The 15,125-nt window shown below is 65.1% G+C and carries 12 protein-coding genes; 5 read left to right on the top strand and 7 right to left on the bottom strand.

Annotated features, from left to right (window positions below; translation table 11 throughout):
• Nucleotides 1-21 precede the first annotated feature (21 nt).
• Both NCT32_RS10220 and NCT32_RS10215 read right to left on the bottom strand, forming a co-directional pair.
• Complete coding sequence (locus NCT32_RS10220; protein ID WP_250490148.1) at nucleotides 22-1,020, bottom strand: hypothetical protein; 999 nt, start codon at nucleotides 1,018-1,020, stop codon at nucleotides 22-24.
• Nucleotides 1,021-1,231: 211 nt separating this feature from the next.
• Nucleotides 1,232-1,744 (bottom strand): GNAT family N-acetyltransferase, encoded by a 513-nt coding sequence (locus tag NCT32_RS10215; protein WP_250490147.1) that lies wholly within the window; start codon nucleotides 1,742-1,744, stop codon nucleotides 1,232-1,234.
• Nucleotides 1,745-1,985: 241 nt separating this feature from the next.
• Between NCT32_RS10215 and NCT32_RS10210 the strand changes: the two genes are divergently transcribed.
• Nucleotides 1,986-3,281 carry an MFS transporter gene (locus NCT32_RS10210; protein ID WP_250490146.1) on the top strand — a complete coding sequence of 432 codons (1,296 nt, stop codon included), beginning with the start codon at nucleotides 1,986-1,988 and terminating at the stop codon, nucleotides 3,279-3,281.
• Between the two features lie 45 nt (nucleotides 3,282-3,326).
• Here the strand turns inward: NCT32_RS10210 and NCT32_RS10205 are convergent, their stop codons facing one another.
• Nucleotides 3,327-5,186 (bottom strand): tetratricopeptide repeat protein, encoded by a 1,860-nt coding sequence (locus tag NCT32_RS10205; RefSeq protein ID WP_250490145.1) that lies wholly within the window; start codon nucleotides 5,184-5,186, stop codon nucleotides 3,327-3,329.
• Nucleotides 5,187-5,308: 122 nt separating this feature from the next.
• Between NCT32_RS10205 and NCT32_RS10200 the strand changes: the two genes are divergently transcribed.
• The 3 genes from NCT32_RS10200 to NCT32_RS10190 all read left to right on the top strand — a co-directional run bounded on the left by NCT32_RS10200 (nucleotide 5,309) and on the right by NCT32_RS10190 (nucleotide 8,507).
• Entirely contained in the window at nucleotides 5,309-5,668 is a 360-nt protein-coding gene (locus NCT32_RS10200; protein WP_409241526.1) for an ArsR/SmtB family transcription factor, read from the top strand.
• Between the two features lie 26 nt (nucleotides 5,669-5,694).
• Nucleotides 5,695-6,690 carry a cation diffusion facilitator family transporter gene (locus NCT32_RS10195; protein WP_250490143.1) on the top strand — a complete coding sequence of 332 codons (996 nt, stop codon included), beginning with the start codon at nucleotides 5,695-5,697 and terminating at the stop codon, nucleotides 6,688-6,690.
• 80 nt (nucleotides 6,691-6,770) lie between these two features.
• Entirely contained in the window at nucleotides 6,771-8,507 is a 1,737-nt protein-coding gene (locus tag NCT32_RS10190) for an FAD-dependent monooxygenase (RefSeq protein WP_250490142.1), read from the top strand.
• Between the two features lie 55 nt (nucleotides 8,508-8,562).
• On the opposite strand, the gene NCT32_RS10185 is transcribed toward NCT32_RS10190, so the two are convergent.
• From NCT32_RS10185 to NCT32_RS10170, 4 genes are read right to left on the bottom strand one after another with little or no spacing between them, the layout of a single operon-like run.
• The gene (locus NCT32_RS10185) at nucleotides 8,563-8,808 is read right to left on the bottom strand and encodes a formate dehydrogenase subunit delta (RefSeq protein WP_061121154.1); all 246 of its coding nucleotides are present in this window, start codon (nucleotides 8,806-8,808) and stop codon (nucleotides 8,563-8,565) included.
• A gap of 3 nt (nucleotides 8,809-8,811) precedes the next feature.
• Complete coding sequence (gene fdhF / locus NCT32_RS10180; protein ID WP_250490141.1) at nucleotides 8,812-11,736, bottom strand: formate dehydrogenase subunit alpha; 2,925 nt, start codon at nucleotides 11,734-11,736, stop codon at nucleotides 8,812-8,814.
• Nucleotides 11,737-11,751: 15 nt separating this feature from the next.
• Nucleotides 11,752-13,308 (bottom strand): NADH-quinone oxidoreductase subunit NuoF, encoded by a 1,557-nt coding sequence (locus NCT32_RS10175; RefSeq protein ID WP_250490140.1) that lies wholly within the window; start codon nucleotides 13,306-13,308, stop codon nucleotides 11,752-11,754.
• A complete protein-coding gene (locus NCT32_RS10170; protein ID WP_061121157.1) occupies nucleotides 13,305-13,793 on the bottom strand; it encodes an NAD(P)H-dependent oxidoreductase subunit E in 489 nt (162 codons plus the stop codon). Before NCT32_RS10170 ends, NCT32_RS10175 begins: the two co-directional genes overlap by 4 nt.
• A gap of 128 nt (nucleotides 13,794-13,921) precedes the next feature.
• On the opposite strand from NCT32_RS10170, the gene NCT32_RS10165 reads away from it, so the two are divergent.
• Nucleotides 13,922-14,992: a substrate-binding domain-containing protein gene (locus NCT32_RS10165; protein WP_061121158.1), complete on the top strand. Its 1,071-nt coding sequence runs from the start codon at nucleotides 13,922-13,924 to the stop codon at nucleotides 14,990-14,992.
• Nucleotides 14,993-15,125 lie beyond the last annotated feature (133 nt).

Raw genomic sequence — 15,125 nt, 5'->3', positions numbered from 1 at the left:
CTGGCGGTGCATGTAGCGCGGCTAACGCGCGCCGTTCGCAGCGCCGCGGCCGTAGGAGGCCGCGTTGCTGTCGAGGGTCGGTGAATGCTGGAGCATCGAATAGAGCGTGGTCGGGTCCATCGACACGGCAACCTTCGTCGGCTGGCTTGCGACTCTTTCGACCGATGTCGCGTGCGCGCGCCGCGGCGCCTCTTGCTTCACGACGCGCTCGCCAACCGTGTGAGCACGCAATGCCGCGCGCTTCGTGTGCGGCGTCAGCACGGCTCTCACGCGAACGTTGTGCTTGCGGTCTTCCGTTGGCGCGATGAAACGCACGCGTGTCTTTTCCGGCGTCGTCGCGGCAGGCGCAGCTTTCGTGTCAGTCGCGGCCGGGTCCACGGCTGCGATGGTGTGGCTGTCTGCGCTCACCGGCGCGGCGACTGCCGATGAAGCCAGCGCTTCCGATGGTTGCGCGATCTGGCCGCGCGTGGGTGCCGCAGTGGCCGTGAGCGCTGCCGTAGCGGCTGCGGGCTGGCCCGGCTGCGTGCGAATCCTGACTTCTTCGGCCGGCGCGGTGCGCATAGTGCTCCGCGAGACCGGTGCGTGACTGAACAGCAACCATACGATGAGCACGCCGCAAGCCGCAGCGATAGTAGCGACGATCGGCTTGCTGAAGCCATGCGTGCCGGCGTCCGACGGCGCGTTGACCGCGAGATGAACGGGAGCGGCGCGGGTTTCGCCGGCCTGGTCTGGAGTGTCCGAGCCTTCGGTCAGGTGCAGCATCGCGCGCGGAATCTCTTCCTTGGAGAAGACGCCCCAGAGGCTCGTGGCGCGGTAAGGCGAGTGGATGTCGGACAGACTGAGGGCCGGCACATAGGCGGTGACGAAGCGTGCCGCGAAAAGCGCAGTTTCGGACTGCGACTGAACCGGGCGCGAGCGCATAGGTGACCATTCGAAACCGAAGCTCAAGGACGGATCCGTCGGCGAGCGCGTCGTCGGCAGACGCAGATTGCCTTCCACTACGATCAAGGGTTCGGACATGAAGTTTCCACATGCATGCGCCCGGGCGCGGGCAAACGAGACGGCCCGCCCGGACCTTCGGGGCGCAAGGAGATAGCACCGCGGGTTCGGCGCGAGGATGGCCGAAATTTGACCCGCGATCATACGAAACGGTTACGTGCCCGACGACCAGAAGATTCCTATTGTCTGTTTTTGACAGGAATGCTTATTGACAGGTGTGATTTCCTTATGCTCAGTCGAGCGCAAACACATAGCGCAGTGAGAAGACGTCGATGCCTGCCATGTGATCCGCTTCGCGTTCGGCGAATGTCCAGCCGCGCGATTCATAGAAGCCGATTGCCGCAGCGTTCTGCTCCAGCACGGAGAGATACAGTTGCCGTGCGCCTCGCGAGCGAGCCCAGCGCGCCGCTTCGTCGAGCATCACGGTGCCTGTGCCGAGGCCGCGATGCCCGGGCAGCGCGTGCAGATTGTCGACGAGCACGCTGCCTGTCTCGTCCGGCTCGACGAGACAAATGAAGCCGACCGGTTCACCTGCATGCTCCGCGATGAACACGCTCGCCGCGCCGGCGGCGACATCCTTCATGCGCGCGTCCCAGTGCGCGACGCGCTCGGCCTGAAGATCGCGATCGAGATACGTGTCCGGCAGGATGCCGCGATATGCCGACGCCCAACTGCGGGCGTGCATCGAGGCGATGAGCGCCGTGTCGTTCGTCGTAGCGACGCGTAGCGAGATTTCCGTATTCATGAATGGGCCGCTTGTAATGTTCAAGTTAGGCGTACGTAACCGTATTTTAATATTGTTTGCGTGAAATTGAGCGAAGTTGCGTGCAGTCATCGGTGGCGCGGCGTTAAGATCGAGGGCGTTCGCATTTACAAGAACCGAAACAGAATCCGCCTCAGTCTTGCGGCCGGTCACGTCCGGACGGCCGTGTACGGTTTTGCGATCGCGCAGAACCGAAGTGCGGCCCACAGCTCCCGAGAAAGTCATGTCCACGACCCATATAGCACCTGCCAACGAATCCAAATTCAAGACGGTATTTCGCGTCGTCAGCGGAAACTTCCTGGAAATGTACGACTTCATGGTCTACGGCTATTACGCTTCGGCGATCGCCAAGACCTATTTTCCGAGCGGCGACGAGTTCGCCTCGCTGATGCTCGCGCTGTCCGTATTCGGCGCGGGCTTCCTGATGCGGCCGGTCGGCGCCATCGTGCTCGGCGCGTACATCGACCACCACGGGCGGCGCAAGGGCCTTATCCTCACGCTCGGGCTGATGGCGGTCGGCACCGCGTGCGTCGCGCTGGTGCCGGGCTACGCGACCATCGGTGCGCTCGCGCCGATCATCGTGCTGGGCGGGCGGCTGCTGCAGGGCTTCTCGGCCGGCGTGGAACTGGGTGGCGTGTCGGTGTATCTGTCCGAGATCGCGACGCGGGGCAACAAGGGCTTTTATTGTTCATGGCAGTCCGGCAGCCAGCAAGTCGCCGTCGTGTTCGCGGCGCTGATCGGCGTGATCATGAACCGCCTCTTGCCGCCTGAGCAGATGAGCGCCTGGGGCTGGCGCGTGCCGTTCCTGATCGGCTGCCTGATCGTGCCGTTCCTCTTCATCATCCGCCGCTCGCTGCGTGAAACCGACGAGTTCCTGGCGAGGAAGCATCGCCCGAGCATGAGCGAGATCGCGCGCTCGATCGCGCAGAACTGGGGCATCGTGCTTGCCGGGATGGGCATGGTCATCATGACGACCGTGTCGTTCTACATGATCACCGCCTATACGCCGACCTTCGGCAAGGAAGTGCTGAAGCTCTCCGCCATCGATGCGCTCGTGGTCACGGTGTGCGTCGGCATCTCCAACCTGGTCTGGCTGCCGGTGATGGGCGCGGTGTCGGATCGGGTGGGGCGCCGTCCGGTGCTGCTCGTGTTCACGATCCTGACCATTCTGACGTCGTATCCGGTGGTGCAATGGCTCGTCGCGGAGCCGTCGTTCGCGCGCCTGCTCATGTGCGAACTGTGGCTGTCGTTCCTGTACGGCAGCTACAACGGGGCGATGGTGGTCGCGCTGACCGAAGTGATGCCCGTCGATGTGCGCACGACCGGATTCTCGATGGCCTATAGCCTCGCGACGACCATCGGCGGATTCACGCCGGCGATCTCGACGTATCTGATCCATGTCACCGGAAACAAGGCCGCGCCCGGACTGTGGATGGGCCTTGCCGCCATTTGCGGGCTGATCGCGACGCTCGTGCTGTATCGCTCGCCCGAGGCGCGCAATCAGTACAAGACGGCCTGACGCATTCGCGAACGTCGAAGAGATCCCCGCTTCGGCGGGGTCTTCTTATGCAGGCAGCAACGCCAGCGCGGCCGTCGTCGCCTCGATCACTTCGCGCCATCGGCCCGGCGCGTGCTGGCGCACGAGATGCGCCTCCGGATACCACGGGTTGTCGGCGGCGCCGATACCCCAGCGCCAGTCGGCGGCGAAAGGCAGCATCACCCAGAGCGGCTTGCCGAGCGCGCCCGCGAGGTGCGCGACGGACGTATCCACGGATACGACGCCGTCCAGCCGATCGACTATCGCGCCCGTGTCGGCGAAGTTCTCGAGACGGCCTTCGAGCGTGTGAATCGACTTCGCGTTCGGATGCGCGTTCAGCACGTCATGCTCGCGGCCTGTCACGAACGGTTGGAGCACGACCCAGTCGATGCCCTCGAGCGCAAAAAGCGGCGCGAGCTCGCCGACCGGCACCGCGCGCGTCTCGCCTGGCTGCATCCGCCCCGACCACGCAATGCCGATCTTGCGCCGCGCCTGGCCGCCGATCGAGCCGCGCCACTTGCGCCGGTAATCGGCGGGCACGACGAGATAGGGCGCGCGGGCCGGAATCGCATCGGGCGAGGTCATGCCGAGCGCGAGCGGCAGGCTGAGCAGCGGGCAGAAAGCGTCCGCGTGCGCCGGGGTTCCATCCGACTTGCTCTTCAATTCGACGCGCGCGGCATGCGCGGCCGGCGCGAGCAGTGGCACGAGCGCGGGCTGCACTTCCAGCACCAGCTTGCCGACGAGCTTCGCCGCAAAAGGCACGAAGCGCGCGAACTGCAAGGTGTCGCCGAAGCCCTGCTCGGCGCGCACGAGCAGCGTGCGGCCCGGCATCGGCTCGCCATTCCAGCGTGGCAAGCGCGGCGAGGGTTCGCCGCCGGGCGTCTGCAAACGCCATTCGTAGGCGGGCAGTCCGCGCGCGTAATCGCCGGTCGTGAGCAGGGCGAGCGCGCGGTTCAGATGCGCGGCGGGCATCGAGGGATCGATGCGCAATGCTTCGTCGAACGCGCGCAGCGCCGCGCGATGTGCGCCGAGCGCGAGATGCGCGTTGCCGAGGCAGAGCCATGCGACGCCATATTTCGGATCGAGACCGATCGCCCGCTCGAAATGCGGCACGGCTTCTTCGTGGCGCCCGAGCTTCGCGAGCGCGTGTCCCAGCCCGAAATACCCTGGTGCGAAGTGCGGCTGCAACGCGACGGCCTTTCGCAGCACCGGCAGCGCATCTTCGGGGTGGCCGTTCGTGTCGAGCAGATTGCCGAGATTGAAATGCGCGGCGACGTAATTCGGCTCGGCATCGAGCGCGGCGCGAAAATGCGCGATCGCGCCGAGCGTATCGCCGAGCGCGTTCAGCGCCATGCCGAGATTGTTGTGCGCGCCGGCATGGCGCGGGCGCAGCGCGAGCGTGCGCTTGAACGCGTGCGCGGCGTCCTTGAAACGGCGCAGCGCGGAGAGCGCATTGCCGAAGTTGTTCCATGCGGCCGGATCGTCGGGCCGCAGGCGCAAGGCCTTTTCGAAGGCATCGGCGGCGTCTTCGTGGCGACCGGCTGCCGTGTAGGCGTTGCCGAGGTTGTACTGCGCGAGCGGAAAACCCGGCGCGAGCGTCAGTGCGTTGCGAAAGCGTTCGATCGCGTCGTCGAGGCGGCCGAGCGCTTTCAGCGCGTTGCCGAGGTTGAGCTGCAGGCCGGCGTCGGTCGGGCGCAGCTCGACGGCGCGGCGCACGAGTTCGGCCGCCTCCGCGTGCTGGCCCTGTTGATGGCGCAGCACGCCGAGGTAATGCAGTGCGTCGACGTGTCGGGGTTCGGCGGCGAGCGCGGCCTGGTAGTCGCGCTCCGCGTCGGTCAGGCGGCCATCGCGATGGGCCGCGAAACCGCGGGCGAATACGGTGTCCATGACGGGGAAGACTTCTGGCCGGGAAAAGCAAACCCCGCATTTTCCCACACCGTCGCCGCGCTTCCGGAGAAGCGCGTTGACATGTTGCGGCGATGGCACTTAACATGTGAACACCTATTCATATGTTAGCGATGACTGTGGCTTCCGATCCGTCCACCACTGCCAGCACGAGCACGTCCGACGACCGCGTCGTCCCGCTCGCCGATCTGTTTCGCCTGCTCGGCGACCCGACGCGCCTGCGCATCGTGCTCGCGTGTGTCGACCAGCGGCGCGCGGTCGGGGCGATCGCCGAGTTGCTCGGGCTGTCGGCGTCGCTCGTGAGCCATCACTTGCGGCTCTTGCGCGCGGCGCGGATCGTGCGCGCCGAGCGCCAGGGCAAGCAGGTGTTCTACGTGGCGGCGGATCGCCACATTAGCGCGATGCTGGGCGAGTTGCTGGAGCACATCGCGGAGCCGCAGGCCGACGCCACCGACATCGAATGACAGCTACCGGAACACGAGTACCTCCCATGAGCACGCATCAGCACGAAGAACACGAACACCACGACGGCCACGCACACGGCCACGAGCATGGGCATTCGCACGGACACGGCGGGCATGGTCATCACCATCACGGCGCGCCGCAGGAAGGGCAGGGCCGAACGTTCGCGCTCGCGGTCGGCCTGAACGTGCTGATCGTGATCGTGCAGGCCGTCTATGGCTTTCTCGCCCATTCGACCGCGCTGCTCGCCGATGCCGGCCACAATCTCTCCGACGTGCTCGGCCTCCTGCTCGCATGGGGCGCCGTGTGGCTCGGCGAGCGCCAGCCGAGTTCGCGCTATACCTTCGGCCTCGGCAGCTCGTCGATTCTTGCTTCGCTCGCCAATGCGGCGCTGCTGCTCTTCGCATGCGGCGCGATCGTGCTCGAAGCGATTCAGCGTCTGCTCAATCCGGCGCCCGTCGCGGGGCTCGACGTGTTCATCGTCGCGACGCTCGGCATGATCGTGAACGGTTTCTCCGCGTGGCTCTTCATGCGCGGCAGCAAGGAGGACCTCAACGTGCGCGGCGCCTTCCTGCACATGGCCGCCGATGCCGCCATCTCCGCCGCCGTCGCGGTCAGCGGTCTCGTCATCCTGTTCACGGGCGCGAGCTGGCTCGATCCGCTGATGAGCCTGATCGTCGTCTCGGTCATCGTCTACGGCACGTGGGGACTCGGGCGCGACGCGATGCGCCTCGCGATGGCCGCGGTCCCGTCCTCGGTCGACATGCCGCGCGTCGAGCAATATCTGAAGCAGCTTCCCGGCGTGCGCGACGTGCACGACCTGCACGTGTGGGCGCTCTCGACGACCGAAAACGCGCTCACGGTCCATCTCGTGATGCCTCAGGGTCACCCCGGCGATGACTTCGTGCAGGGCGTCGTCACGACGCTGCGCCGCGAATATTCGATGCATCATGCGACCGTGCAGGTGGAGTTCGGCGAGGCCTGCCACGCGTGCGTGCTGAGCGAGCGCGGGCACGCGCACTGAGTCCGATGCGGCCGGCGCACGTGCTAAAAGCGGAGGGTACGGGCGTACACTAGACGCCGTGACGTTTGGGAGAGGACTGCATGTTCGCGCCAAAGCTGAATCCGAACGACAAGCTGGATGTGGCGCCCGTTCTGATCGTAGGCGCCGGTCCAACGGGCCTCGCCGCCGCGATGAGCCTCGCGCGCGCGCACGTCCCGGTCAGGCTCGTCGACAAGGCGCGCGAGCCGTCGCCGCATTCACGCGCGATCGGCATTCAGGCGCGCACGCTGGAACTCTTCGAGCAGCATCGCGTGGTCAAGCCGTTTCTCGAACTCGGCCATCGCGCGCGCGTGGCGAATCTCTATTCGAACGGGCAGCGCCTCGCTCGCCTCGACTTCGATCCGCTGCAGACGCGTTATCCGTATCTGCTCTTTCTCGAGCAATCGCAGACCGAACGCCTGCTCGCGCAGCATCTGAAGGGCTATCACGTCGATGTCGAGCGCGGCGTCGAAGTGGTCGATTTCTCGCAGGGTTCGGCAGGCTTGCAGGCGACGCTGCGCCATCCGAACGGACGTGATGAACTGTTGCGGCCTTCGTATCTGATCGCGGCGGACGGCGCGCATAGTTTCGTGCGGCATCGGCTCGGCATCGGTTTCGATGGCAAGACTTTCGATCAAACGTATCTGCTCGCCGATCTCCAGGCGGACTCCGACTGGCCCGATGACGAATTCCACATCTTCGCGTCGGGCGAGGGCCTCGCCGCGCTTTTCCCGATGGGCGGCGACCGCGCGCGCCTGATCGCGGATCTGCCGGCGCCGGTGGCGAGCGCCGTCAACGCGGCCGAAGCGAAAACGGGCCCGACGCTCGATGAATGCCGTGCGCTCATCGAGCGTCGCGTGCATCACAAGATCGCGCTGTCGAACCTGACGTGGTCGTCGTACTTTCACCTGAACAGCCGCATGGTCGACAGGCTGCGTGTCGAGCGCGTGTTCCTCGCGGGCGATTCGGCGCACGTGCATAGTCCGGCCGGCGCGCAGGGCATGAACACGGGCATTCAGGAGGCGTTCAATCTCGGCTGGAAGATCGCGCGGATGCTCGCGGGCGGCGCGCCCGAGCGGCTGCTCGACAGCTATCACACGGAGCGGCATCCGATCGAACGCGACGTGCTGCGCCAGACGAGCATGCTTACGCAGATGGCAGGCGCCGAGCACGGCCCGATGAAACTGATGCGCGATCACGTAATGCCCGCGCTCGCCGCGATCGGCCCGCTGCGCGACGCGATGCGACGCACGGTGAGCGAACTGTCGATCAACTATCGCAAGAGCCCGCTCACGCTTGAGCGTCTGCTCGACGGCGGCCCGCGCGCGGGCGAGCGCGCGCCCGATGCGCGCGTGCATGTCGTCGACGGGCCGCTCGGGCGGCTTCCCGGCGTCGGCTGTCTTTACGATTTGCACGATCCCGGCTGCTTCTCGCTTTTCCTGCTCCTGAACCCGTCCGGCGAGGACGACATCGCGCTTGCGCCCGCGACGATCACCATCGCGCACGCGATGCGCGATCCGGACCTCGACGGCTTCGTGAAAGCGCTCGACAACATCATGCCGAACGCGGTGCGCGTCTGGCGCATCACCGATACGCGCGGCGAGGGCGCGAATTCGCTCACCGACAACTACGGCCGCACGCGTCCCGCGTTCTATCTCGTGCGTCCCGATGGCTATATCGCCGCGCGCGGTCGCGCGCCGTCGGATGTGCATGCGCTCCTGCGTCACTGCGAAATCTGGTTCGGCGCACAGGACGCGAACGCCGAGCGACAGGCGGAACGCGAATACCGCGAAGATTGAAAAAAGCCCTGCATTGCAGGGCTTGGTGTGGTCCGCGTTTGAGTCGTGAACGACGTCAGGCGGGCGCCGTCTTCGGCTGCAAATCGGCCTTGTGCAGACTGAGCGCCTCGCGCACGATCGGCTCCATCGACGCGCTCGCTTCCGGATTGTCGAGCGCGGCGAGAATCGCGAGCCGCATGCGCGGCTCCCAGAAGCGGCGGATATGATCCGCGACGCTGTCGACGGCTTCGGCGCGGTCGGGCATCGAATCGAAAAACTGTCCGATGCGGTTCGCCATCTCGATCAGGTTATCGACATCCATTCGTTATTTTCCTGAAGAAGTGGTCGTGGCGAGGTTGAGTAGCTCGAGCTGCTGCGTGTTGAAGCGCGAGTAGTCCTTCTGCCATTGCGACGGCTGCTCCACCGGCATCACCTGCACCGCCGTCACCTTGTACTCCGGACAGTTGGTCGCCCAGTCGGATGAGTCCGTCGTGATGACGTTCGCGCCCGATTCCGGGAAGTGGAACGTCGTATACACGACGCCCGGCTGCATGCGCTCGGAGATCTTCGCGCGCAACACCGTCTGTCCGGCGCGCGACTCGATGCCGACCCAGTCGTCCATCTTGATGCCGCGATCTTGCGCATCGACCGGATGAATTTCCAGACGATCCTCGTCGTGCCATTGCGAGTTCTCGGTGCGGCGCGTCTGCGCGCCGACGTTGTATTGCGACAGAATGCGCCCGGTCGTGAGCAGCAGCGGATACTTGCGCGTGACCTTCTCCGGCGTCGCGATGAACTTCGTGATGACGAAACGTCCCTTGCCGCGCACGAATTCGTCGATGTGCATGGTCGGCGTGCCGTCCGGCGCCTTCTCGTTGCAAGGCCACTGAATGCTGCCGAGCTCGTCGAGCCGGTCGTACGAGACGCCGTGGAAAGTCGGCGTGAGGCGCGCGATCTCGTCCATGATTTCGGACGGGTTCGCGTAGTTCATCTCATAGCCGAGCGCGCGCGAGAGCTTGATCGTCACTTCCCAGTCGGAGTAGCCCGCGAGCGGCGGCATCACCTTGCGCACGCGCGAGATGCGGCGCTCGGCGTTGGTGAAGGTGCCGTCCTTTTCGAGGAAGGTCGAGCCGGGCAAGAGGACGTGCGCGTACTTCGCCGTTTCATTCAGGAAGATGTCCTGCACGACGATGCATTCCATCGACGACAACGCGTCCGCCACGTGCTGCGTGTTCGGGTCCGACTGGACGATGTCCTCGCCCTGGCAGTAGAGGCCCATGAACGTGCCGTGCATCGCGGCATCGAACATGTTCGGGATGCGCAGGCCCGGCTCCGGCTGGAGCTTCACGTCCCATGCTTCCTCGAAGAGCGAGCGCACGGCCGCATCGCCGATATGGCGATAGCCCGGCAACTCGTGCGGGAACGAGCCCATGTCGCACGAGCCCTGCACGTTGTTCTGGCCGCGCAGCGGATTCACGCCGACGCCTTCGCGGCCGACGTTGCCTGTCGCCATCGCGAGATTCGCGATGCCCATGACGGCGGTCGAGCCTTGCGCATGCTCGGTCACGCCGAGGCCGTAATAGATCGCGCCGTTGCCGCCCAGCGCGTAGACGCGCGCGGCTTCGCGGACCTGTTGCGCGGGCACGCCGGTGATGGCTTCCATGGCTTCGGGCGAGTTTTCTTCCTTCGCGACGAAATCGCGCCATTGCCCGAAGGCGCGCGCCTCGCAGCGTTCAGCGATGAAATCTTCCTTCAGCAAGCCTTCGGTGACGATGACGTGCGCGAGCGAATTGACCATCGCCACATTCGTGCCGGGGCGCAATTGCAGGTGATACTGCGCCTTCACGTGCGGCGTATCGACGATATCGATGCGGCGCGGATCGATCACGATCAGCTTCGCGCCTTCACGCACGCGGCGCTTCAAACGCGAGCCGAAGACCGGATGGCCGTCGGTCGGATTCGCGCCCATCACGATGATCACATCCGATTGCTCGACCGATGCGAAGGTCTGCGTGCCCGCCGATTCGCCGAGCGTCGTCTTGAGGCCGTAGCCAGTCGGCGAGTGGCAGACGCGCGCGCAGGTATCGACGTTGTTGTTGCCGAACGCCGCGCGCACGAGTTTCTGCACGAGATACGTCTCTTCGTTCGTGCAGCGCGACGACGTGATGCCGCCGATCGAGTCGCGGCCGTACTTGTCCTGGATGCGGCGGAACTCGCTCGCCGCGTAGTCGATCGCTTCGTCCCACGACACTTCGCGCCACGGATCGGTGATCTTCGCGCGGATCATCGGCTTCTTGATGCGATCCTTGTGCGTCGCGTAACCCCACGCGAAGCGGCCCTTCACGCACGCGTGGCCTTCGTTCGCCTGGCCGTTCTTGTTCGGCGTCATGCGCACGACTGTGTTGCCCTTCATCTCCGCCTTCAGCGAGCAGCCGACGCCGCAGTACGCGCACGTCGTGATGGCCGAATGCTCGGACTGGCCGAGCATGATGACGGTCTTTTCCTGCAGCGTCGCGGTCGGGCACGCGGCGACGCATGCGCCACACGACACGCATTCCGATTCCATGAACGGCACGTTCTCGCTCGCCGCGACGCGCGATTCGAAGCCGCGTCCGGCGATGGTCAGCGCGAACGTGCCCTGCGTTTCCTCGCATGCGCGCACGCATCGATTGCAGACGATGCACTTCGACGGATCGTAAGTGAAGTACGGATTCGACTCGTCCTTCTTGTCCTTCAGATGGTTCGCGCCTTCATAGCCGTAGCGCACTTCACGCAAGCCGACGACGCCCGCCATGTCCTGCAATTCGCAGTCGCCGTTGGCCGGGCAGGTGAGGCAGTCGAGCGGGTGATCGGATATATACAGCTCCATCACGTTGCGGCGCAGCGATTGCAGCTTGTCGGTTTGCGTGCGCACTTTCATGCCCGCTTCGACGGGCGTCGTGCACGACGCCGGATAGCCGCGCTTGCCCTCGATCTCGACGAGGCACAAGCGGCACGAACCCCACGGCTCGAGCGAATCCGTCGCGCAGAGTTTCGGCACGTTGACGCCGGCTTCGATGGCGGCGCGCATGACAGACGTGCCCGCGGGCACGGTGACGGATTCACCGTCGATTTCGAGCGTCACGTCGATATCGGCGTGACGCAGCGGCGTGCCGTAGTCGGTTTCATCGAGCGGATCGCGGCGCTGCACGGACGCCGCGCTCTTGCACGCGCAGTTGCCGGAGCCGCAGCCGTTGATGGTGTTGGACATTGTCGTCTCCTTGTTCTATGCCGCTTTCTGTGCGGGCGTGCGGGGCAGCCCGAAGTCCTCGGGGAAGTGATCGAGCGCGGACATCACCGGGAACGGCGTCATGCCGCCCATCGCGCAGAGCGAGCCCGACACCATCGTGTCGCACAGCTGGCGCAACAGCGTGATCTGCTTCACCGATGTATCGCCTTCACGGATCTTCGCGATGACTTCCTCGCCGCGCGTCGAGCCGATGCGGCAGGGCGTGCACTTGCCGCACGATTCGAGCGCGCAGAAGTGCATCGCGTATTGCGCGAGTTCGGCGAGGTTCGAGGTGTCGTCGTGAACCACGAGCCCGCCGTGACCGACCACCGCGCCGACCTTCGCGTATTCCTCGTAGTCGAGCGGAATGTCCCACTGGCTTTCCGGCAGATAAGTGCCGAGCGGCCCGCCCACTTGCACCGCGCGCGCCGGACGGCCGCTCGCGGTGCCGCCGCCGTAGGTGTAGAGCAGTTCGCGCAGCGTCACGCCGAATGCCAGTTCGACGAGTCCGCCTTGCTTCACATTGCCCGCGATCTGGAAGGGCAGCGTGCCGCGTGAGCGGCCCATGCCGAAGTCGCGATAGAAGGCCGCGCCCTTCGCGAAGATGATCGGTACGGTCGCGAGCGTGATGACGTTGTTGATGACCGTGGGTTTCCCGTACAGTCCGGTGAGCGCCGGCACAGGCGGTTTCGCGCGCACGATGCCGCGCTTGCCTTCGAGCGATTCGAGCAGCGCGGTTTCCTCGCCGCACACATACGCGCCCGCGCCCTTCGCCACATACAACTCGAACGCATGCGACGTGCCGAGCACGCTCGCGCCGAGCCAGCCGGCATCGCGTGCCTTGTCGATCGCGCGGTTCAGCGTGGCGATCGAATGCGGATACTCGCTGCGCACGTAGATGTAGCCCTTGGTCGCGCCCACCGCCACGCCCGCGATGATCATGCCTTCGATCAGCATGTACGGATCGCTTTCCATGACGAGACGGTCGGAGAAGGTGCCGGAATCGCCTTCGTCCGCATTGCAGACGATGTACTTCTGATCGGCGTGCGCCGCGCGCACCGTCTTCCACTTGATGCCCGCGGGGAATGCCGCGCCGCCGCGTCCACGCAGGCCGGAATCGAGCAGCGCTTCACAGACTGCGTCGCCGTTCATGTCGAGCACCTGGCGTAATCCCTGAAGGCCGCCGAGCGCGGTGTAATCGTCGATCGACAGCGGGTCCGTGATGCCGATGCGCGCGAACGTCAGGCGCTGCTGGTTCTTGAGATAAGGAATCTCATCCACGATGCCGACGTTCTTGTCGTGCGCCTTGCCCTCGTGAAAACCGGCATCGAAGAGCGCGGCGACATCGTCGGCTTCGACATTCGAATAGCCGATGCGCCCCTCCGCCGTCTCGACTTCGACGAGCGGTTCGAGATAGAAGAGCCCGCGCGAACCGTTGCGCACGAGTTGCACGTCCACGCCGCGTTTCTGTGCTTCGCCTTCGATGGCCCGAGCGACGGCGTCCGCGCCGAGCGCGAGCGCAGCGGAATCGATGGGAACGTAAATGCGCGTCATGCCGTCACCTCCGCCACCTTCGTTTGCGCCGCGGCGTACAGGCGGTCGAACTTCGCCGGGGTCACGCGCGCGTGCAATTCGCCGTTGATCATCATCGACGGAGAGAGCGCGCATTGACCGAGACAAAACACGGATTCCAGCTCGGTGTCTTCGGCATGACCGCTGTCGAAGCGGCAACCCGTGTGCCCTTCGATATGGTCCTTCAACGCTTCCGTGCCCATGCTGCGGCACGCTTCCGCGCGGCAAAGCTGCACGGTCACGCGCGCCGGCGGGGCGGAGCGGAAGTGATGGTAGTAGGTGATCACACCGTGCACTTCCGCACGTGACAGCGAAAGCGCCTGCGCGAGCGGCGCGATGGCCGTGTCAGGCACATAGCCGACCTCGTCCTGGATGGCGTGAAGAATGGTCATCAACGTCGCGTCTTGTACCGCGTGGCGACGCACGAGTTCAGCGGATGCAGCGGCGGATAGCTGCGGATGTGTCATGGGGCTCCTCCAACACTCGGCATATGTTTTGTCGGTACATATTTGCGTCGATATAATTACGGGTGCCGAGCCTGAATAAGAACAATAGGCGCCGTGATATATCTTGGCAATAGGATGGAGGATTGCATATGGTGGACGTCGAATGCCGCGCCGAACTGGTCCTGCGGGATGCCGATGGCCGGGAAACCAGTCTCAGCGCGGTTGTGCCGCTTTTACAACTCGTCGCGCAGACGGGCAGTATCGCGAACGCCGCGAGCGCTAAGGGTTTGTCCTATCGGCACGCGTGGGGTTTGTTGCGCGAAATCGAAGCACGTCTCGGCGGCGCGCTGATCACGAAATCGCGCGGGCGGGGCTCGGTGCTTTCTGAACTGGGCGAATCGGTTCTGCGCGCGCAACGTGTGTGCGGCGAACGGCTCGAAGCGCCTCTGCAGGCGGTGGCGAACGATGTCGCCGTGGAACTGAACCGGCGTCTCGCGGGCGGCATCACGCAGGTGCGGATTCACGCGTCGCACGGTTATGCAGTCGCGACGCTCGTGCGCGCGCTCGGCGATCAGCGCGTGCCGGTCGACATCAAGTATCGGGAGAGCGCCGAAGCGGTGAGCGCGCTCGCACGCGGCGAGTGCGAACTGGCGGGGTTTCACTTGCCGATCGGCGAGTTTCGCTCGACTTGCGCGGAGATTTACCGGCCGTTTCTGGACCGCAACAAGCATCAGTTGATCCGGCTCACGCGTCGCACGCAGGGCCTTTTTCTGCCCAAAGGCAATCCGAAGGGTATTTGCGGCTTGCGTGATCTCGCGCGCAGCGACGTGCGCTTCGTCAATCGTCAGCCAGGCTCGGGCACGCGCATGCTGCTCGATTTGTCGTTGCGTCGCGTGGGTGTCGATCCGGACCAGATCAATGGATACGCGACGACTGAACTCACGCATTCGGCGATCGCCGCATTCGTCGCCAGTGGCATGGCCGACCTGGGCTTCGGCGTGCAGCCCGCGGCGCAGCATTTCGCACTCGATTTCATACCGATCATCGACGAGGACTACTTCTTCGCGTGCGAACGCGCGCGGCTCGACGAGGCGCGGCTTGCTTCTGTGTTGCGCATCTTGCGCAGCGCGGGCTTCACGGACAGCGTCGCTCATCTGGAAGGGTACGATCCGGCCCACTGCGGCTTGCTCGTCGATATCGACGACGGCTTGCGCGGCTGAAGTGGGCGCGTGAGGAATTTCGGAAACGCGCGGTAAGAGAGCGGGGCGGGCGTAAAACTGCCGTCGGGGGCGAATTGGGATAACCTAACGCTTTGCTGTCGACTTCTCTGCTCTGCGCGTAATCTCTTCGCGC

It is taken from the genome of Caballeronia sp. INML2 (genome assembly GCF_023631365.1).
GTDB lineage: Bacteria > Pseudomonadota > Gammaproteobacteria > Burkholderiales > Burkholderiaceae > Caballeronia > Caballeronia turbans.
Note: the sequence above shows the minus strand (reverse complement) of the source record. Positions and strands in the feature narration are given on the sequence as shown.